We start from the raw sequence: 20619 nt of genomic DNA on the forward strand, positions 1-20619 counted from the left end.
ATTTAAAGCTGATTTGTTAGTACTGCTAACGATATACGTTGTAAAATAAGACTATTAACCAAAACGGGCGTGAAGCCCGTTTTGGCGTACATAAAAGAAAATTGAAAGAGGTAAGACTAAGATGCAAAAATCTACTGTCACCAAGCTTAAGCAAGCACTGATTGCAACTGGAAATTTGAAAGATTACGGTACAAGTACCGTAACCTTGGCACTTTCGGTATCGGATCATCGACATCGGGCCCAAGTGCGATTCTATCGTTGCGATTCTTTCAAGCAAGCTTGGATAGCAGTTGCACAACAATTAGCCAAAACCCCTCAAGCGAGTTGGGTTCGATTAGAAGCAGTTCAATCAACACAGAAGTTACCAAGAGAAACTTTTGAAAAGCGATTGGCAGCTACTTTTCGGATGAACTATTGGCGATACGGTATTAGTTTTGATGCAGATTTCAAGACAGCCTTATTGGAGATGGAAAGTAATGGACAAGCATTTTTCCGTCCTAGCAAAGCGCATCGAATTGGTAAGAATCGTTCGGGTTCTTGGGTCGACTATGATCGAGTAGAGCCGTATCTTAACAAGCGTGAAGGAGCGCTACCAGTCGATATTCGAAAGACAGAAAATGTTTGGGTCTTTACAACCGCTGGTGTATTTACTGACGGGCAGAAAATCTGGAATCTATCTGAGCAAGAGGATTGTGGTAAGGGCGTTCGGGTGGTGACTGACGAGCAGAGCGAGCTGCAATCAGCTATTGAACATGGTGAAACTTTCCTAATTAATCAGTTAAAAGGCAATGGAAAATTTGTCTACGGTTATTTTCCGGCTCGTCAAAGAGTTCTTAGCAATTACAATGTTGTGCGGCATTTTTCGTCCTTATATGCCTTGCTGGAAGCCATTCCATTCACAAAGCGTACTGAAGATTTTGCAAAAGTTAAGTTAGCGATTCAGTGGGGCTTAAAAAACGCCACGATTGAAAAAGAGGGCGCAATCTTCGTCGATGATAATGGCGAGCTAAAGTTGGGTGGACAGGCCTTGTTAATACTTGCATTGAGTAAATATCAAGACGTTACCAAGGATGATACTTTCGTGCCAGTTTTAATGAAAGCTTTTAAAGGCGTCCATTTCTTCCAAGAACCGTCTGGTAAGTTAATTCATGTCCTAAATCCAGATTTAACGGTCAAAGCAGCTTATCGAATTATCTATTATGAAGGAGAAGTCGCATTTGCGCTTTCCCGACTATATGAGTTAACACATGATAAGAATGTGATGGATCTGGTGAAGCAAATCTTGGATTACATGGTGGCTAATGACTACGGTAAATACCATGATCACTGGATTTCTTATGCAATCAATGAAGCATTACTGGTATTCCCAGACAATCATGATTATATGAAACTGGGTTTGAAAAATGTATTCAGTCATCTAAAATTCATTGAAGAGCGTGATACCACGTATCCAACATTACTTGAGTTAGTTGATGCGGCCGTCAAAATGACCGATATGATTAAACGTTCAGGTAATGAAGACTTGATAGCACCTTATGACTTGGTTCGTTTACGGCAGGTATTGCGGTATCGTGCGTTGTATGAGATTACTACTGGGTGTTTTCTACCTGAGATTGCAATGTATCTCTATAATCCACAGAAGTTCATTGGTGGGTTCTATGCACGTCATGACAATTTCCGGACACGGATTGACGATTGTGAACACTTCTTATCTGGGTTGATCAACTATTATAACTACACATATCGACAAGCATAATACTAGGTAACAGAAAGGGTGACTGTATGTTTTACTTCATTAATGAATATATTTTAGGCAAGAATTCGAGTGTTGAGCACGCGGCAATCAACCGGGTGAAATTATTTAACCACTATAAAGCGCCAGCCCAGATTGTGACTAAGATGTATGACCGTTTGCTACATCAGACCATGGGAACTTTTCAGTTAGCAAACCAGCAAGTGCTGAATATGTTTGATTACTTTCAACAAACCACGGATGTGCCAACTAAAGTTCTGCATACTGATGACATGCATCTGCCAGTTGAATATGCGGTAGAAGTGGGTGCCAACTTTAGCAAAATTTTTAATGGTGATGAACACGTTAGCAACGTCGGCTTTATTCCTGGAACGATTGGGCGCGTCTTTTACCAAGAATTCTTCGACAATCAAGGTAACTTATCTTCAACTGACCTGTGGGATTGGCGAGGCTTCAAGTCCAGTACACAATATTTTGGTCAGAACGGTAAACTGGTTTTGGAACGGTTTTATAATCTACAAGGCGAGACCGTTATTGAGCAGTACTATGTACCTGACACTAACGGTAATCCGCTAGCGTCACGTTTGATTTTAAAGAATTATCGTGATCAAGCAGAGCGCTTCTTCCAGGACGCGAACCATTTATTTCGTTTCTTCTTGGCCGAACTCAGTCATTTGGACAAGCAAACGACGACCTTTATTAGTGATCGCCCAGGTACCAGTGTGAAGCCGTTGTTGGAACTTCAGGATGATTCTCACAAGTATGTGACGGTTCCAATTTATCAGGCGAAGGATATTAATGACCCAATTCATTCCCCGTTGGACGGGTTCTTAACACCGGCCTTCGATAATCTGCAACACTTTGATGGTTTCATTACAGCTACTGAAAGTCAGGCTCAGCATCTGCGGACGCGGTTCCCTAAAGCTAAGGTGACAGTGTTACCAACTGTAACTACGAGTCCGTTGGCGCAGAGTAAACTACAGCCAATCACGGCCCGCCCCAAGCAATTGCTATACGTTGGGCGGCTGGCGCCGGATCGGCAACTGGATCAGTTAATTCGGACCATTGCGTTAGTTAAGCAACAGGTCAAAGAAATTCAGTGTGACTTTTACGGCTACGGCGATCCAGAGTATCTTAAGACGCTGAATAAGCTGGTTGAAGAATTAAAATTGACGAATAATGTGCATTTATTAGATTATCATCCTGATTTAGAAACACGTTATGATGATTATCAGCTGTTGCTCAATACCGATATTGTTGATGGTGGTCCAATGAGTATGCCGGAAGCCATGAGTCACGGAATTCCAGTGATTAGTTATCGCTTTAATTATGGGCCTAAAGATTGGATTGATGACGGTCATGACGGTTTCATCGTTGATCCTGGCAATCAATTGGCGCTGCGTGACCGGGTCATCGAATTAATGACGGATACGAAGAAGTTGACGGCATTCAGCGAAGCCGCCTTTAAGAAGCTTCATACGTCACAAACTGACTTAAAAGTTTGGCACCGTTGGCAACAATTACTGGGTATTAAGTAGGAGGGCGCATATGTATTATTTCTTAAACGATAACATGCAATTTTCAAAATCAGGAATCGAACAGGCGGAAATCAACCGACTGACTTTATTCAAGAAGCACCATGTGGCCGCTAAAATCGTGACCCGCGTATTCGCAATGAATTTGCACGATGTGCTTGAAGGGGCCAACATTGCCGATGCTGATTTTGTTAATCTTTTTGACTTCTTTTGTGGTAGTCAGTCGGTCAAGCGTCAAAGGTTTGATTTGGCCGACTTTGAAGTGCCAGCCGATGCTATCAAAACCCGGAAGGATAATCAGATTCAAGTCATGGAACGTGGTAAGTTAATCATGATTATTTACCTTCGGGCCGGTACGGAAGCTGTTAGCAATGTGCAATACTTTGACGTTAATGGTCGTACGCTCAAGATGAGTTGGTGGGATACGCGGGGCTTTAAGTGTCTTGAACAATTATTTGACTGGGACGGTAAGATTGCCCAAGAAGCGTACTTTGGCCCGGATGGATTGATTCACGTGGAGAAGTTACACTTGTTAAATCACGCTGGTCAGGAGCGAATCACGTGGCGCGTCTTGAACTACAACGAGCAGAGCCATACTTTTAATGGGATGAATGAACTGACCCGTTACTTCTATGATGAACTTAACCAGTTGAATGATGAACAAAATGTCTTCATTTGTGATCGGACCGTTGAATGTGCCTGGGGCTTATTCAATATGACCACACCAGCTAAGAAAGTCTTGCATCTACATAATAACCATGTGAGTGATGCTAAGGATATTATGCATTCTACCTTGAACAATAATTATGCTAATGCGCTGAATAATTGGGCGGCTTGGGACGCGGTCATTTCTGCGACACCGGAACAAACTAAGGACGTGGAAGCCCGCTTTGGTAAGGATATTCCAGCGTTCACTATTCCGGTTGGCTATGTTGATAATGCTACGTTAAAAGCCGCGCCGGTGAAGTTTGACCAACGACAAAAAGACCTCGTCGTGCAAGTTGCGCGGCTGGCACCTGAAAAGCAACAGAATCATTCAATCGAAGCCTTTGTTGAAGTTCACAAGCAGTTTCCTGATGCCAAGTTGGAATTATGGGGTTATGCGAACGGGGATATTGAAAAGCAACTACATGCACAAGTTGCTGCAGCGCACTTGGAAGATGTGGTATTGTTCAAGGGGTATACCACGGATGTCAATGCCGTTTACAATCGGGCCCAATTAGGACTTTTGCCAAGTCGAGCTGAAGGATTCTCATTGATGTTGTTAGAAGCTCAAGCCCATGGGTTACCAATGGTTGCCAATGACGTGAAGTACGGCCCGAGTGATATTATTCAGGATCATAAGAGTGGAATCCTAACGACAGACGGCGATGTGCAACAATTGACCAAAACGATTTTAGAATTGTTGAAGAATCAAGGGCAGCTGGCACAATACAGTGCTCAGGCCTATGAAAATGCCAAGCGTTATTCAGAAGAAGCCGTTTTCAAGCAGTGGCAAGCATTGTTAGATTACTTTAAGCCTGCTAAGATCACGGCTTAAGTAGATTTGACGGCAAGGGAGGGCGCAAAATGTTAATGCTTATGACCATTTATGGGACCGTTAAGATGTTTACCCGAATGATCGTGTACTGTGGCATCGGTGGTCTTGTCCTAATTGTTCGTCACCATAATCGTAAGAAGCGGCGTAACGAGATGGACGAGGGAACTAAGCGGATCATGCGTAATACCCCTAAGGATGAGAACGGTAAGTATCCGTGGGAGAAGTAAGGTACCATTGGTTTTTAAGTTAAGTATCTAATTGAAAAGACCTGTCAGACGAAGCTAATCGTCTGACAGGTCTTTTCGGCTAATTTATCGTTAAATTAACGTTTCTGAATGGCCAACAAATATGGCGGCACATGGACTTGATTAATAAACTGATATTGTAGGACTTGGAATTGATGCTGGTCTAAATTCGTTACGTAATCCAAAACGGCTTGTGCTTCTGTCGCACCACCGGGATGACCAGCATAGACTAGCAGGATAATGAGTCCGTTGGTGACGAGGCGTTCCTGAATGGCTTTTATGGCCGTTAACGTTGTCGTTGGTTTCGTAATGATTTGTTTATCGCCACCTGGTAAATAGCCCAGGTTAAAGACGGCACACTTGATAGGTTGATCAGCGGCAATCTTATCTGCGATGTGTTCATGGCCCGTTTGCCACAGAGTGACTTGATGGGTGAGCGCTGCTTTATCTAAGGCAGTTGTCGTCGCTTCAATGGCCGCTGATTGAATGTCGAACCCGTCGACGCGACCAGTAGTCCCGACCAGCTTGGCGAGGTAGACGGTATCATGGCCGTTGCCAACCGTCGCGTCAATCACATGGTCACCGGGATTGACGACTTGGTTCATTAGCGCGTGGCTATAAGCTAATGCCGAACTGAGTTGAATGAGTGTTACCCCCTTGTTGAATTCATGAATTAGGGCCGCAATCGAAGCGGTCCGTGCCGATAACGCGTACTAAAACGCGCACTTATATATAGTAAAACACTTCCAAGTAAAAGGCCACCGATTGTATCGCTGGGATAGTGGACGCCCACGATGACCCGGCTGATCATCATTAACAAGATGGCCGTTATGCCGAGGGCAGTGAGCCAGCCAGTCAAGGCATTGCGGTGCCAGTAGTCAAATGCCAACACGAGCAGACTACCGATAAGAACGGTCGTTGTTGTCGAGTGCCCGCTGGGGTAACTATACCCCCCAATTTGGACAAGTCGCCAAGCGGTTGGCCGTGGCCGCATGATGACCTGTTTGATGAGATAATTACCGTAGCCGGCAATCAGCCAGGTGGTGACCCAAAAGAAGACTGCGCCGCGTGGGTTATGGCCCAGCCAGAGTGCCAGGCCGATAATCAACGTGATTATGGTGATGGTGTGGGGATTGCCAAGCTGCGTATACGTGACCATCACGTGTTGAAACCACTGGGGACTATGATGCCAAAAATTAGCAACCGTGGTATCAAAGTGTGTTAACCAAGGCGCCCGTTGCCATACCGCGGCCGTCCAGCCTAACCAGCCTATAAATATAAGTAGAATCAAACTGTCCGAACGTTGCCAGGATCGTTGCTTCAATACTGATTCCTCCGATAAATAAATTATTGCCATTATTATAGCATTTTTTATCAGGGGTCCGATTAATGCCGATGATAAAATTTATCGCCAGCGGGGCTTGGGCCCTTGAAAAAAACGTGCTGGTTTGCTACTATGAAAACAATAACTTTACGACTCTGAGAAGGAATAGTAGTGGCTGGTGTTTTGCAGAAACTCCGTGGTAGTTGCAAACGGGGATTCACCAATCATGAACTCACCTTCGAGTCTTCCGGCTGAACAAGATTGTAGGTACGGACGTGGTTTCGCGTTAAGATTCCCAAGAGGCCACGGTAACGTGGAATCATAGGTGGTACCGCGGAACCCGTTTTCGTCCTATAAGCTTAATTGGCTTATAGGATTTTTTTGTTTTTTAACCGCTTTTACTGAGTTGAAGCATGAAAATGCCATCTTGAATAGTCAGTTGGAAAGTCGCAATGCTAGCTTTTACATACAAGGCAGCAAGAAAGGGGCACTACTATGGCATACAACCATAAAGTCATTGAACGCAAATGGCAACATTATTGGAAGGAAAACAAAACCTTCAAAACATTAGATACGACGGATAAGAAGAAGTATTACGCCTTAGACATGTTCCCATACCCATCTGGTCAAGGATTACACGTTGGACATCCTGAAGGGTATACGGCCACGGATATTATGTCACGGTTCAAGCGGATGCAAGGGTACAATGTCTTACATCCAATGGGTTGGGACGCATTCGGTTTACCCGCTGAACAATATGCGCTCAAGACGGGGCATAACCCGAAGGACTTTACGGCCAAGAACATCAAAAACTTCAAACGTCAGATTCGGTCATTAGGTTTTTCATATGACTGGGACCGTGAAGTGAATACGACTGATCCAAGTTACTACAAGTGGACGCAGTGGATCTTTGAACAGCTCTATAAGAAGGGCTTGGCTTACGAATCTGAAACGTTGGTCAACTGGGCTCCTGATATGATGGGTGGAACGGTTGTTTCTAACGAAGAAGTGGTTGATGGTAAGACGGAACGCGGTGGCTATGATGTTTACCGGGTGCCAATGAAGCAATGGAGCCTCAAAATCACGGCCTATGCGGACCGGTTGATTGATGACCTGGACGATATTGATTGGCCAGAAAACATCAAAGAGCAACAACGTAACTGGATTGGCCGCTCAGTTGGCGCATCCATTCGTTTCAAGGTTGCTGGTCAACCTGACGATACCGAGATTGAAGTGTTCTCAACGCGGCCAGACACGCTGTTTGGCGCAAGTTACATGGTCTTGGCACCTGAACACGACTTAGTTGAACAATTGACGACACCCGAACAAGCGGACGCTATCAAAGCATACAAAGCTAAAATCGCCAGCAAGTCAGACCTTGAACGGACTGATTTGAATAAGGACAAGACCGGGGTCTTCACTGGTAGCTACGGCATCAACCCGGTTAATGGTGAAAAACTGCCAATCTGGATTGCCGATTATGTTCTGGCTTCATATGGAACTGGGGCCATCATGGCAGTGCCTGCTCATGATGATCGGGACTTTGAATTTGCACAAAAATTTGATTTGCCAATCAAACCTGTCATTGCGGGTGATAATGATTATGACCAACAAGCTTACACTGGCGACGGGGAACACATCAACTCAGGTTTTGTTGACGGTTTAGCTAAGCAACCAGCTATTGATAAGATGATTGACTGGTTAGGTGAACACCATGCCGGTGAAAAGAAGGTCAACTATCGGTTACGTGATTGGATCTTCTCACGGCAACGGTACTGGGGCGAACCGATTCCAGTTATTCACTGGGAAGACGGCGAAACGACGCTGGTTCCTGAAGATGAACTACCATTGCGGTTACCAGCAACTAAGAACCTGGAACCATCAGGAACTGGTGAAAGCCCGTTAGCGAATATCGACGACTGGGTAAATGTCGTCGATGAAAACGGTCGTAAGGGGAAGCGTGAAACCAACACGATGCCACAATGGGCCGGGAGTTCATGGTACTTCTTGCGTTACGTTGATCCGCACAACCGTGAAGCTTTGGCCGATTATGACAAGTTGAAGTACTGGTCACCCGTTGACTTATACGTGGGCGGTGCAGAACACGCGGTCTTACATCTGCTTTACGCACGTTTCTGGCACAAGTTCTTATATGACTTAGGCGTTGTGCCAACCAAGGAACCATTCCAGAAGTTAGTTAACCAAGGGATGATTTTGGGTGATAATCACGAAAAGATGTCTAAGTCGCGGGGGAACGTGGTTAACCCCGATGATATTGTTGACCAATATGGTGCCGATACGTTGCGGTTATACGAAATGTTCATGGGACCATTGGAAGCTTCGATTCCGTGGAGTACCGATGGGTTACATGGTGCCAATAAGTGGATCGAACGGGTTTGGCGCTTAATGATCGATGAAAACAATCGTGTTCGCGATCGAATCACGACTATCAATGATGGTAAGTTGACGAAAATCTACAACGAAACCGTTAAGAAAGTCACGGAAGACTATGAAGCTATGCGCTTTAACATTGCGATTTCACAAATGATGGTCTTCGTAAACGAAGCATACAAGGTCGACGATTTACCAATCATTTATATCGAAGGCTTTGTGAAGTTACTGTCACCGATTGCACCACATTTGTCGGAAGAACTATGGTCATTATTAGGCCATGATGACACGATCACCTACGCCACTTGGCCAACGTATGACGAATCTAAGTTAGTAGAAGACACGGTCCAAATCGTGCTTCAAGTTAATGGTAAGGTTCGCTCGCACGCCGAAGTCGCTAAGGATATGGGCAAGGATGAACTTGAAAAACTAGCCCTGGCGGATGAAAAAATCCAGGAATTTACGGCCGGCAAGACAGTTCGTAAAGTGATTGCCATTCCTGGTAAACTGGTTAACGTGGTTGCCAACTAAGTACCACGACCAGTATCAACTTAAATGAATATCGCTTAAATTAATCGTGATGGTGACTGACAATTGTTGGTTGCTATCACGATTTTTTAACTACTCACAGAACTAATTAGTGCGGTTACGATTGATTTGGTTAAGTGAATAAAGATTCTGAGGACGTTCTGGTTCGGTTTGGGAGACAAATCACACGTGTTTTTGGTGGGCAGAGTGTGTGCAACCGCCTATGCTTAACTTAAAACTAGCAGTAACGTGGTTTAATCAGCGGAAATGGATATCATGGCGGCACTCTGCTGTAATCGAATTTGAGACCGCATCGTGGCCGCTGGTAAAGCGTACGGATTGGCCTTTTTTCTGTATCAGCCATAGGGTATCGGACGGCGGTACGGTTCGCCAATAGCTGGTGCAGTTGTCAAGACCTTATCATTAAAGTTCGGTTAAACTCACGCATAAGGCCGGAATTGAATTGCAACTTGTTTGTTTTTCATCTAAAATGATTAGGATTGAATTAAGAAAGTGGGTTACGAACATGTCTGAGGAATCAAAAGCTAATCAGCCCCAGAATGCACACGTGAATTCTGAAGCCGAAGCGCACCAGAAGATGGTGCGCGGGTCGGCTTGGATGACGGCTGGGAGTCTCTTTTCACGGGTGCTCGGGGCGATTTATATTATCCCGTGGGTTATCTGGATGGGCGCTGATTATACGCAAGGTAACGCGCTTTATGCCAAGGGATATAATATTTATAGTTTTTTCCTGCTAATTGCGATCGGGGGAATTCCGTCCGCAATTTCTAAACAACTTTCCGAATATAATGCGATGAATGAATATGCCGTTGGACAGCGCTTATTCAAGCGGGGCTTGTTGTTGACGTCAGCCTTTGGGATTATTGGTGCCATTATTTTATGGTTTGGTGCTGGCTTGATTTCAACAGCTTTTGGGGGCTATGATGCCAATCTGATTCCCGTCTTGCATGCGTTGGCTATTGCCTTGGTGATTCTGCCATCGATGTCTTTGACCCGGGGATTCTTCCAAGGGTATCAACAGATGGCGCCGTCCGCAATCTCACAGTTCGTGGAACAAGTTTTTCGGGTCATCTATATGTTGGGTGCGACGTATTTCATCATGCGCGTCGCTCACGGCGATTGGGTGAATGCCGTGACCCAATCGACATTCGCAGCATTCGTCGGGGCGGCTGCCAGCTTCTTATTACTCGGTTGGTATTATTTCCGCAAACGGCCCGAGCTAAATGCCTTAGCTGCTCAGAGTGAGAACAAACTAGTTATTCCAGTCTGGCAATTGTTCCGCGATATTATTATTCAGGCGATTCCATTTATTGTGATCGATACCGCGACGACAGTCTTCAACCTGTTGGATCAAGCAACGTTCCAACCGATGATGCGGCTGGTTTACCATTTGGGTACTAAGCAGATCGATACGTTGTATGCTTACTTTGCATTTAATGCGAACAAATTGGTGATGATCATTGTGTCATTGGCGTCTGCGATTGCCGTGACGGTCGTGCCGATTTTATCTGAATCATTGGCCAGTCATAATATGCGTAATATTCGTAAACAATTGGAAGATTCGATTATTTTATTCCTATTTATCATGATTCCCGGAGCGCTGGGGATGGCCGCAGTGGCACAACCACTTAACACGCTCTTTTATAGTTATGATCAAATTGGGACCTTGATTCTGCAGATCTCAGCATTTACCGCGATTGCTTTAGGCTTTTTTACGGTGATTTCGGCGCTGATGCAAGGCCTATCACGCAACCGCGATATTATTCGCTATTACTTGATCGGCTTACTGGTCAAAATCGTGATTCAGTTACCATGTATCTATTTCCTATCAACGGCGGGGCCCCTGGTTGCGACCGCGATTGGGATGATGGTTGCGAGTCTGATGGCGATGTATGATTTGGAAGTCAACTTTGGAATTCGGTACGTGAAGTTATTACCAAAAATCAATCGAATTTTAGTTTATTCGATTTTAACGTACGTCACGGCACGATTAGTTGTTTATGGGCTGAACTTTGTGTTGAATGAGCACAGTAAGACGCAATCGTTCTTGATCGTGGCCCTAGCAGTTATCGCTGGTGGTGCGGTTTACGTTTACTTAGCACTCCGTTCACGGATGGCTGATTTGATGATTGGAACGAAAGCTGCTGGGTTACGACGGAAATTACGGATTAAATAGGTGAATTATGCGAGTAGATAAATTTTTACATGCGATGCGAATTGGTACGCGGACTCAAGTACGTCGTCTGATTAAAGATGGTCATATCACTGCCAATGGTGAGCCAGTAATCTCTGGCAAACAACAGATCAACCCTGGCAGTGACACCGTCTTTTTAGATGACGTGCAGGTCCGTTACCAACAATACTTCTATTATGTGATGAATAAGCCAGTCGGGGTCATCACGGCAACGACGGATTCCGCTGCGAAAACGGTGATGGACCTGTTCAATACGACGGATTTTCGTGACGATCTATTTCCCGTGGGTCGTCTCGATAAAGATACTGAGGGAATCTTGGTCATTACGAACGATGGGGCCCTATCGCACGACCTATTGTCGCCGAACCACCATGTTACGAAGGTCTATGAGGCTGAAGTAACGGGGGAAATCACTGCAGCTCAATTGGCTAATTTTAATGATGGAATCACGTTAAAGGACGGGACTGAACTGCAACCGGCTCAGGCTGAGATTGTTCAATTCCATGAAATCGAGAACTTTACCACGATTCGAATCATGATCCATGAAGGCAAGTATCACCAAGTTAAGCGGATGGTCGGAACGTTAGGTGAACGGGTCGTCGGGTTACGGCGAATCAAGTTTGGTTCGTTAACGCTACCCGTTGGCTTATTAGCGGGGAACTATCGTGCGCTGACTGATGACGAACTAACAGCGTTGAAGGCGGATGCGAACCAACCCGTAGGCGAATAGTGCGTGTTACGAATTCGGCCACTCTGTTTTAAATTAAATCATTAAGCCCCAACTAACTATGAATTCAAGCATGGTTAGTTGAGGCTTTTTTAGCATAATGTCGTTGGCTTTTTCGTGTTCATTATGGTCCAGCTAGCTAAGGGCGTTCAATCTGACTAAAGCGGTGCATGTAAGTCGGAATGCGGGCACTGATTTGATGCGGCAAGACGACGTACCGCGTTGCAGCGAGGTCATCGGCAATGGCACTGTGCAAGTAGACCGCGCTGAGAACGGCATCGGTGAAATTATGAAATTGACTTACGAAGCCACCAATCATACCAGCCAACGTGTCACCCATGCCGCCGGTCGCCATGGCCGGAGTGCCGCCGGGGTTGAACCAGACTCGTTCGTCAGTGTAGACGGTCGTGCGATGAGCTTTGACCACGGCCGTAACACCTAACCGTTGTTGCGCGTCATGATTGGCAGTTGGGGTTTGATCTTTGATCGCGATACCGCTAAGTCGTTGCCATTCCATTTGGTGTGGCGTGACCACGATGTCCGTGGCGGGTAAGGGGCGGGCCTGCTGTGCAAGCAAGGTCAGCGCCGAACCATCGATGACCAATCGTTGTGGGACGTGCGTCGCAGCGAGAACGGCGGTCAGTAACTGATCAGCGACGGTATCTGTTCCAAGGCCTGGACCGATGACGATAACGTCCATTCCTGCCAGCAGGTTTAATAAGGTGTCCGTTTGGTGATAGTCAATGACCATGGCTTCGGGTAGCCGAGCATGTAGACTCGTGAAATTAGACGGGTCGGTAGCGACCGTCACCAGACCGGCACCACTATATGTTGCGGCCGTTGCGGCCATGATGATAGCACCACCAAAATTTTGATTACCCCCAATCAGCATGATTCGACCGTAATTGCCTTTGTGAGAATCAGCCGGTCGTTTGATAATCGTTCGGCTAACAATTTCAGTTGTAATAGGTTGCATAAAATGACCAGCTTTCTAAGTTAATTTACTTTGAGTATACCATTTTCCAAAAGCGGTTACTTACGATTATTAAGTTGACGACAGCTATGATAAAATTGAGGTAACAATATGTGGGAGGAATTTAACATGTCAGTTGATTGGAAAAATGAAGCAACTAAGCATCAAGATGATTATTTAGCAGATTTAACCACCATGCTCCGCGTACCGAGCTTTCGTGACGATAGCCAGGCGACGGATGATGCACCCTTAGGCCCTGGTCCTAAGCAAGCGTTAACCACGTTTTTAGCGATTGCGGAACGCGATGGCTTTAAGACCAAGAACATTGATAACTTGGTCGGTTATGCTGAAATTGGTGAGGGGGATGAAACCTTGGCAATTTTAGCCCATGTGGATGAAATGCCTGCTGGTAACGGCTGGGATACGGACCCCTTCGAACCAACCATCAAGGATGGCAAGATGTATGCCCGCGGCGTTTCCGACGATAAAGGCCCGGGAATGGCGGCCTACTATGGCTTAAAGATTGTCAAAGAACTTGGCTTGAAGCTCAATAAGAAGATTCGCTTTATCGTTGGGACCGATGAGGAAAGTAATTGGACTGGAATGAAACGCTACTTTGAAGTTGAACCAGCGCCAACCTTGGGCTTCTCTCCAGATGCCATGTTCCCGTTGATCAATGGTGAAAAGGGAAATGTGAGTCTGCAATTACACTTCGATCATGAAGATAATGGCGACTTTAACCTTGTTTCTTTTGATTCTGGCTTGCGTGAAAATATGGTGCCGCGTGATGCCGAAGCCGTGGTCGCGACGGATGACAACGAGCAGTTGGCGGCCGACTTCACAGCGTTCCTGGACCAGCAACCAGTAACTGGTGAATTAACGGTCGTTCCTGAAGGCGTTAAGCTGGAAGTTGTTGGAAAGGCCGCCCATGGGATGGAACCACGTAACGGGATCAATGCCGGAACCTACCTTGCAACGTTCTTGACTAACTATGCCTTTGCTGATGATGCCGCTGCTTTCTTAGACTTCGTGGCTAATAAGCTACACGATGATTCACGGGCGAACCAGTTAGGCTTAGCTTACAAGGATGACGTTATGGGTGATTTGACGATGAATGTCGGGTTACTCAGCTTCGACCATCAAAAGGGTGGTGCGTTAACGTTGAACTTCCGTTATCCGAAGGGAATCGAACCTGCTGATTTAACGGCGAAAGTCCAAGCGCAGTTACCAGCTGGTGCCACGGTCACGCAGGGTGACTTCATGGTGCCACATTACGTTGACCCTGAAGACCCGATCGTCAAGGATTTGATGGACGTTTACCGGCGTCAAACTGGTGACACGGCCTCACAACCACAAATTGTTGGTGGTGGGACTTATGGCCGGATGATGGCTCGTGGGGTTGCCTTTGGGGCACTCTTCCCAGATACCGAAGATACGATGCACCAAGCCAATGAATTCCAACCAATTGACGAATTAATGGCTGCAATGGCGATTTACGCTGAATCAATTGCCGTGTTAGCAACCGACAAATAGTGATCCTTTAATGGAGGGTGATGGTTATGACGATGGTTAAACGCATTTTAGTCGGCATCGATACGAGTCCTCAGTCCCAATTAGCTTTAACGAAAGCAATTAAGATCGCGGTCGAGCAAAATGCCGCTTTGGATATTGTGACGGTCATTAATACTGAGAAATTTATTGGTGTGACTCAAGGGCCGATGGGTTTTGGCGCAACGACACCGCAGGCATTGAACGAGTTGACGGCCGGTCTTAAAGCGAATCTCGCTAAGGCCCGCCAACAAGCGATGGCCGCGGGTGTCAGCGATGTGCGGGTTCACTTACATTCAGGTAATTCGAAGTTATTGTTAGCGACGACTTTACCAGACCGCTATGGCACTGACTTGATCGTTGTTGGGGCCACAGGTCTTAACAACGTGGCACGGGTGTTAATTGGCTCTAATGCTGCTTATGTGATTCGCAATGCTACCTGTGACACGTTGGTGGTGCGCACAGATGCTGATCAACAGCCAGTCAAACTGCCAAAGCATACCACTCGTCGGCTTTAATTGAAATTTTTAGGACATCCGATAGTGTCCGGATAAACATTTGAGCGGCTTTTTCAAGCTCGATATCGGACACAGAGAAAACTGACTCACGGTGGACCGTTATCATCCATGACAGATTAACTGGTAGGACACAGACTAAATAGTTGTTTCGAGAATGTACAAATTCTTGAAACAACTATTTTTTATTCACTCCGAATTTGTTGGTGGGGCGCTGTTTATGAAAAAAATACATAACCCATACGTTATTTTTACATTATGCCAACATTCCCGATACGTTGGTCTGGCATGATTAAAGAGTAATCTAATAAATTACAAATAAAAGGTCGAGGGGATATGAATATGGGAATTACCTTGCAGAACATCACAAAGACGTATGATAAGGCGAAACAGCCAGTTTTAAACGATGTAAATGCTGAGATTCAAGACGGGGAGTTATTCGTGATTGTTGGGCCATCCGGTTGTGGTAAAAGTACGCTGCTGCGGATGATTGCCGGTATTATTCCAATTACTAGTGGAAAGCTGGCCATCAATGGTCAGATCATGAATGCAGTCCCACCAAAAGATCGAAAGCTGTCAATGGTTTTTCAAAGTTATGCCTTGTACCCTTTTTTGGACGTGGCTGCCAACGTTGCGTTTGGTTTACAAGCACGAAAAATGCCGGCCGCGGAAGTCGAGCGTCGGGTCAATGCCGCGTTGAAGATGGTCAATTTGACGGCTTATCGTGACCGCAAGCCGCGCGAACTATCTGGTGGTCAAAGGCAACGAGTGGCTTTGGCTCGGGCGATTGCCAGTGATGCTAAGGTTTGCCTGATGGACGAACCGTTATCAAACCTTGATGCGCAACTACGCGTGCGAATGCGGACCGAAATTCGCGAACTGCAACGTAAGCTCGGATTGACATTGATTTATGTCACCCATGACCAAACTGAAGCGATGACCATGGCCGATCACGTAATGGTGTTAAATGAGCGTCACGTGCAGCAGATTGATACACCGTTAGATATTTATAATCATCCTGCTAATCATTTCGTCGCTGAATTCTTCGGTACGCCACAGATTAATTTACTGCCAGTGGTGACGAAAACCGCTCGTAATTTACACGTCGCGGAGGGCTTTCAGATTGCGCTTAACCAACCATTAAACGCGGGGAGCTATACGATTGGTATCCGACCTAATCAGCTAAACGCAGTACCAGTTACTGATGAGCGCGGTAATGGCAAGGTTACGAATGTCGAGACACTGGGCGAGATGACGATTATCGAAGTGCAGGCTGATAACGGGACGGCATTGCGAATTGCACAATCTGGTCAGGTCCAATTACCACTTGAGCAGCGGGTGAATGTAACCGTTAATGGTAAGATCTTCATTTTTGATGAGCACGAACAACTGATTGCTGAAGAGGAGGGTGTTACTAGTGATCAACTCGTTTCCGTCGATTAAGCGACGCCTTAAGCCGAAACAATCGCCAGATGCGCATGACCAAGCAAATGTGCAGACCGGCAGTTTTGAATTAAAGCGTAATGATAAATATTATGCTTGGCTATTTCTTGGGCCCTCAATACTCGCCCTCAGTGTTTTTGTTTTCTATCCAATGTTACGCACCTTGTATCTAAGCTTTTTCTTGACTAATAGTCTTGGTGAACCAACCGTCTTTGTTGGTTTGCAAAATTACCTTAATTTGCTGACGACTAAGAGTTATCTTGCTAGCCTGCAAGCCACTGGAATCTATGTCGTGGGTGTGACAGTGTTCACGTTAATTGGGGGGTTACTGTTAGCGGCCGCTGCCAATCAAAGGGTTCGGGGTATCGAGCTATTTCGAACTATGTTTACCTCGACTATGGGAGTGTCTGTCTCGGTCTCCGCAATTTTCTGGTTATTCATGTTTAATCCATCCGTGGGCTTGTTGAATAAGGTGGCCATCTGGATGCACTTACCGGCAATTAATTGGTTAACGGAGCCACACTGGGCCATGGTGGCGATTATTATGACGAGCGTTTGGATGCACCTCGGATTTACTTTCCTGATCTTTTTTGGGGCATTGCAAGTTGTGCCTAAAACCTTATATGATGCGGCCGATGTGGCGGGGACCAGTCGGCGTTATCAGTTCATCCATATCACGTTGCCAATGATTTCCCCCACACTCTTCTTTGCGGCGGTGATTACGTTGATCTCAGCGTTCAAGAGTTTCGGATTGATTGACTTAATGACTGCGGGTGGGCCTACGAACGCCACCAACTTATTAGTTTACCGTATTTATCGGGATGCCTTCGTTGATGGTAACTATGCGCTTGCTAGCACGGAATCGATCATACTAGCAATCATTATTGCAGCGATTACGGTAATCCAATTCAAACTTTTAGCAAAGCGGGTGCATTACTAATGGAAAATACAATGGCTACTCAAGCCCTGATTCGACATCGAATCGGTATCGGATTCCGGTACTTGTTATTAATTACATTAACGTTAGTCATTATTTTACCGTTTGTTTTAGGGTTGTGGACCAGCTTTTTACCAACGACGACTATTGCGAAAGGATCACTGAGCGGAACCCTTTCTTGGCAGAACTATCAGGATGCGTTCACCAAAACACCCATTCTTCGCTACTTATTTAACAGTTTAGTGATCTCAATCATTCAGATGATTGCTCATCTGTTTTTTGCATCAATTGCCGCCTACGCCTTTGTGTTTTTAGAATTTAAGTATCGGGATGCGTTGTTCTACTTGGTCTTGGCAACTATGATGCTACCATTTGAAGCTGAAGTGATTCCGAACTTTCACACGGTCCGTGCGATGCACTTGTTGAATCACTATGCGGTGATGGTTATCCCGTTCTTAACTTCGGCCTTTGGTATCTTCATGTTACGCCAAGCCTTTCTGCAAATTCCACGAGACTTAAAGGAAGCCGCTGATGTTGATGGTCTCTCACACTGGCAATTTTACTGTCGCGTTGCCTTACCATACTCACGGATTAGTTTATTGACGCTAGCTGCTTACAGCTTTTTAGGAAGCTGGAACCAATATTTATGGCCAATGCTAACCACGTTTTCAAATCGGCTACGTCCGGTCCAAGATGGATTGCGGCAATTGCATTCGGAGGAAACCGCTACGAATTGGGGACTCGTTCAGGCGAGTGCCGCCATCGTGGTGATTCCAACATTGATTGTCCTTTTCTGGGGGCAACACTACTTTAAATCTGGATTGAATGAAGGTTCGGTGAAATGATGAAGATAACGCGAAAGTGGCAGTGGCTAGCCGGTATGATGGTTGTCCTCTTGGTAGTGGGTGGGGTCGCTTATAGTCGGACCCGTGTCCATGCGGATAGTAGTCGCATTAAAGTGGTGTTTTGGCATGAGATGAAAGGTCCTGGTCAACAAGCGATTGACGCCTACGTTAAAGCGTTTAATCACCAACAGTCCAAATATGAAGTTGTAGCCGAGTTTGAGGGTGGCTATAATGGCGTCATTCAAAAAATCTTGAATACGCATGGGACGGCCGCGTCACCAGCGCTATTTCAATCGATGGATATTTCCACCAGTCAGATGTATCACAGTGGTTTCACGACACCGATGCAGAAATTTATTGACCGTGACCATTACGATGCTGATCAAATCATTCCGGGCGCCAAGGCGATCGTGATGCGCGACAATCAATTGCTAGCAATGCCGTTTAATGCATCGCAAACGGCGCTTTATTATAATAAGAGGGTCTTGCGTCAGTACGGGATTACGCCGCCACCAGTGGATCCGACTTACGATGATATCACGCGAGTCGCTAAGGCCATCCACGACAAATCCCACGGCAAAGTCAAGGGAATGACAATGGAGGCCTATTCGTGGCTATTCGAGCAGCTGGTCGCTAACGCAGGTGTTCCCGTTGCCAATCGTGATAATGGTCATACTGGCAATGCGACTAAGGTCGACTTTACGAGTCCCGCGGCGATCAATGCGATGAAGTGGGTTAAAGAAAATATTGACTATGGTGACTTTATGAACTTTGGTTCGGGTGGTAATGCTGCTGCAAATGAAGCAGCTTCTTTCTTGGCAGGCCATTTGGGTATCTTCATGCAATCGTCCGCGAACACGGGTCAGTTGTATCAAGTGCTCAAAAATGATCTAGGTGTCACATATTTCCCACGGCCGAATGGTCAGAGAGCCAACGGAATCGCAGTTGGTGGGGCGGCACTTTGGATTGCGAACGATAAACCAAGCGCGGTCCAAGATGGCGCGTGGGAATTCACTAAGTTTCTCGCTAGCGCACAGACGCAAGCCGATTGGCAAGCTAAGACTGGTTATTTAGCCGTTAATAAGGGGGCTAAGGACGAGCCAACGCTGAAAAAACTATTCAAGAAGTCGCCGGTCCTAGAAGTTTCTGGTAATCAGATGCTACGAACGAAGCCTAATAATACGAACTCAGGTGTCTTTGTCGATGGTTGGGTTCCCGCACGGACAGCGATTCAAACGGCGATGCAACAGATTTTTGCAGGCCAAGATATTCGACAATCGTTGCAAACGGCTGAAAATACGTACAATAAAGTGTTAGAATCAAATAACCGTGCAAACGGTCGTCATTAATTGGAAAGAGTTGAAGAATTGTGCCAAATATGTCGTTGATTTATGGTCATCGGGGCGTTCCCGTTAAGTTTCCTGAGAATTCGCTAGCTGGGTTTGCGTATGCCATCAGTCATCATATCGATGGCTTAGAGTTTGACGTCCATCTTACCCAGGATCAAATACCAGTGATTATGCATGACGAACGAATCGATCGAACTACTAATGGGCAAGGGGCCATTGCGGATCTGACCTTCGAACAGTTGCGTAGATTTGAATTAGCAAATGGAGAGCCCGTCCCATCCTTACAAGAATTTTTAAACTTAGTGAGTGGAGAGCCCGTTCACTTGAACCTTGAGTTGAAGACTGATCGACACTATTATCTTGATATCGAGCGGATTGTGCTACGGATGGTCCGGCAGACTGACTTAATTTATCCGGTCGTTTTTTCGTCGTTTAATCTGAAGAGTTTACAGCGGGCCTACGCCATTGATGCCAGCCAGAAATATGCTTTTTTGACTTCAGCGCGTCTGGGTAATCCGGATGAGTTTGCGACTCACGAACACTTAGAAGGGGTGCATCTTGAACACTATCAACCTGTACACCATGTTGCTGAACGGGTTTGGACAGTGGATGAGCCAATCGTAATGCAACAATTGTTCGCAGCCTCGGTCAATGCGGTGATTACCAATAACTTTGAGTTAGCCCAACAAGTCCGGGCAGCCATGTAATCGAGCGCAATTGTGCTAGTGCGGCATTCAAAGATTGTCGTTTG

General features: G+C 45.9%; 17 protein-coding genes and 1 other annotated feature. Of the genes, 14 read left to right on the plus strand and 3 right to left on the minus strand.

Annotated elements, in window-relative coordinates; all coding sequences use genetic code 11:
- Nucleotides 1-121 precede the first annotated feature (121 nt).
- The 4 genes from MZO41_RS00135 to MZO41_RS00150 are packed head-to-tail and all read left to right on the plus strand — an operon-like array spanning nucleotide 122 to nucleotide 5055.
- The gene (locus tag MZO41_RS00135; protein WP_003643186.1) at nucleotides 122-1756 is read left to right on the plus strand and encodes a hypothetical protein; all 1635 of its coding nucleotides are present in this window, start codon (nucleotides 122-124) and stop codon (nucleotides 1754-1756) included.
- Between the two features lie 26 nt (nucleotides 1757-1782).
- The gene (locus tag MZO41_RS00140; RefSeq protein WP_013355433.1) at nucleotides 1783-3291 is read left to right on the plus strand and encodes a glycosyltransferase; all 1509 of its coding nucleotides are present in this window, start codon (nucleotides 1783-1785) and stop codon (nucleotides 3289-3291) included.
- A 10-nt stretch (nucleotides 3292-3301) separates the two neighbouring features.
- Nucleotides 3302-4828, plus strand: coding sequence for a glycosyltransferase family 4 protein (locus tag MZO41_RS00145; RefSeq protein WP_013355434.1), 1527 nt, complete (start codon nucleotides 3302-3304; stop codon nucleotides 4826-4828).
- 29 nt (nucleotides 4829-4857) lie between these two features.
- The gene (locus MZO41_RS00150) at nucleotides 4858-5055 is read left to right on the plus strand and encodes a hypothetical protein (protein ID WP_013355435.1); all 198 of its coding nucleotides are present in this window, start codon (nucleotides 4858-4860) and stop codon (nucleotides 5053-5055) included.
- 95 nt (nucleotides 5056-5150) lie between these two features.
- On the opposite strand, the gene mnmM is transcribed toward MZO41_RS00150, so the two are convergent.
- Both mnmM and MZO41_RS00160 read right to left on the minus strand, forming a co-directional pair.
- Complete coding sequence (mnmM, locus tag MZO41_RS00155) at nucleotides 5151-5717, minus strand: tRNA 5-(aminomethyl)-2-thiouridylate-methyltransferase MnmM (RefSeq protein ID WP_033098978.1); 567 nt, start codon at nucleotides 5715-5717, stop codon at nucleotides 5151-5153.
- 29 nt (nucleotides 5718-5746) lie between these two features.
- Nucleotides 5747-6430, minus strand: coding sequence for a phosphatase PAP2 family protein (locus MZO41_RS00160; protein WP_013355437.1), 684 nt, complete (start codon nucleotides 6428-6430; stop codon nucleotides 5747-5749).
- A 113-nt stretch (nucleotides 6431-6543) separates the two neighbouring features.
- Nucleotides 6544-6754, plus strand: a binding site (T-box leader).
- Between the two features lie 138 nt (nucleotides 6755-6892).
- Here MZO41_RS00160 and leuS point away from each other — a divergent pair.
- The 3 genes from leuS (at nucleotide 6893) to MZO41_RS00175 (ending at nucleotide 12261) form a co-directional block, all read left to right on the plus strand.
- Complete coding sequence (gene leuS, locus MZO41_RS00165) at nucleotides 6893-9319, plus strand: leucine--tRNA ligase (RefSeq protein WP_003643180.1); 2427 nt, start codon at nucleotides 6893-6895, stop codon at nucleotides 9317-9319.
- Between the two features lie 523 nt (nucleotides 9320-9842).
- Nucleotides 9843-11513: a putative polysaccharide biosynthesis protein gene (locus tag MZO41_RS00170; protein ID WP_011101352.1), complete on the plus strand. Its 1671-nt coding sequence runs from the start codon at nucleotides 9843-9845 to the stop codon at nucleotides 11511-11513.
- 7 nt (nucleotides 11514-11520) lie between these two features.
- The gene (locus MZO41_RS00175; RefSeq protein WP_003643178.1) at nucleotides 11521-12261 is read left to right on the plus strand and encodes a 16S rRNA pseudouridine(516) synthase; all 741 of its coding nucleotides are present in this window, start codon (nucleotides 11521-11523) and stop codon (nucleotides 12259-12261) included.
- 136 nt (nucleotides 12262-12397) lie between these two features.
- Here MZO41_RS00175 and MZO41_RS00180 read toward each other — a convergent pair whose 3' ends face one another.
- Nucleotides 12398-13234, minus strand: coding sequence for an NAD(P)H-hydrate dehydratase (locus MZO41_RS00180; protein WP_003644232.1), 837 nt, complete (start codon nucleotides 13232-13234; stop codon nucleotides 12398-12400).
- Between the two features lie 126 nt (nucleotides 13235-13360).
- On the opposite strand from MZO41_RS00180, the gene pepV reads away from it, so the two are divergent.
- The 7 genes from pepV to MZO41_RS00215 all read left to right on the plus strand — a co-directional run bounded on the left by pepV (nucleotide 13361) and on the right by MZO41_RS00215 (nucleotide 20575).
- Nucleotides 13361-14764 carry a dipeptidase PepV gene (pepV, locus tag MZO41_RS00185; protein ID WP_013355438.1) on the plus strand — a complete coding sequence of 468 codons (1404 nt, stop codon included), beginning with the start codon at nucleotides 13361-13363 and terminating at the stop codon, nucleotides 14762-14764.
- A gap of 26 nt (nucleotides 14765-14790) precedes the next feature.
- Complete coding sequence (locus MZO41_RS00190) at nucleotides 14791-15297, plus strand: universal stress protein (RefSeq protein WP_003644234.1); 507 nt, start codon at nucleotides 14791-14793, stop codon at nucleotides 15295-15297.
- A gap of 339 nt (nucleotides 15298-15636) precedes the next feature.
- Nucleotides 15637-16737, plus strand: coding sequence for an ABC transporter ATP-binding protein (locus MZO41_RS00195; protein ID WP_033098977.1), 1101 nt, complete (start codon nucleotides 15637-15639; stop codon nucleotides 16735-16737).
- Nucleotides 16712-17677: a carbohydrate ABC transporter permease gene (locus MZO41_RS00200; RefSeq protein WP_021356523.1), complete on the plus strand. Its 966-nt coding sequence runs from the start codon at nucleotides 16712-16714 to the stop codon at nucleotides 17675-17677. The genes MZO41_RS00195 and MZO41_RS00200 overlap by 26 nt, the downstream gene beginning before the upstream one ends.
- The gene (locus MZO41_RS00205) at nucleotides 17677-18519 is read left to right on the plus strand and encodes a carbohydrate ABC transporter permease (protein WP_003643172.1); all 843 of its coding nucleotides are present in this window, start codon (nucleotides 17677-17679) and stop codon (nucleotides 18517-18519) included. Before MZO41_RS00200 ends, MZO41_RS00205 begins: the two co-directional genes overlap by 1 nt.
- Entirely contained in the window at nucleotides 18516-19868 is a 1353-nt protein-coding gene (locus MZO41_RS00210) for an ABC transporter substrate-binding protein (protein WP_021355926.1), read from the plus strand. Before MZO41_RS00205 ends, MZO41_RS00210 begins: the two co-directional genes overlap by 4 nt.
- Before the next feature lie 20 nt (nucleotides 19869-19888).
- Entirely contained in the window at nucleotides 19889-20575 is a 687-nt protein-coding gene (locus MZO41_RS00215; RefSeq protein WP_011101356.1) for a glycerophosphodiester phosphodiesterase, read from the plus strand.
- The last annotated feature ends 44 nt before the right edge of the window (nucleotides 20576-20619 follow it).

Origin of the sequence: Lactiplantibacillus sp. C232 (assembly GCF_023806725.1) — a bacterium.
In the GTDB taxonomy this organism is placed as follows: domain Bacteria; phylum Bacillota; class Bacilli; order Lactobacillales; family Lactobacillaceae; genus Lactiplantibacillus; species Lactiplantibacillus plantarum.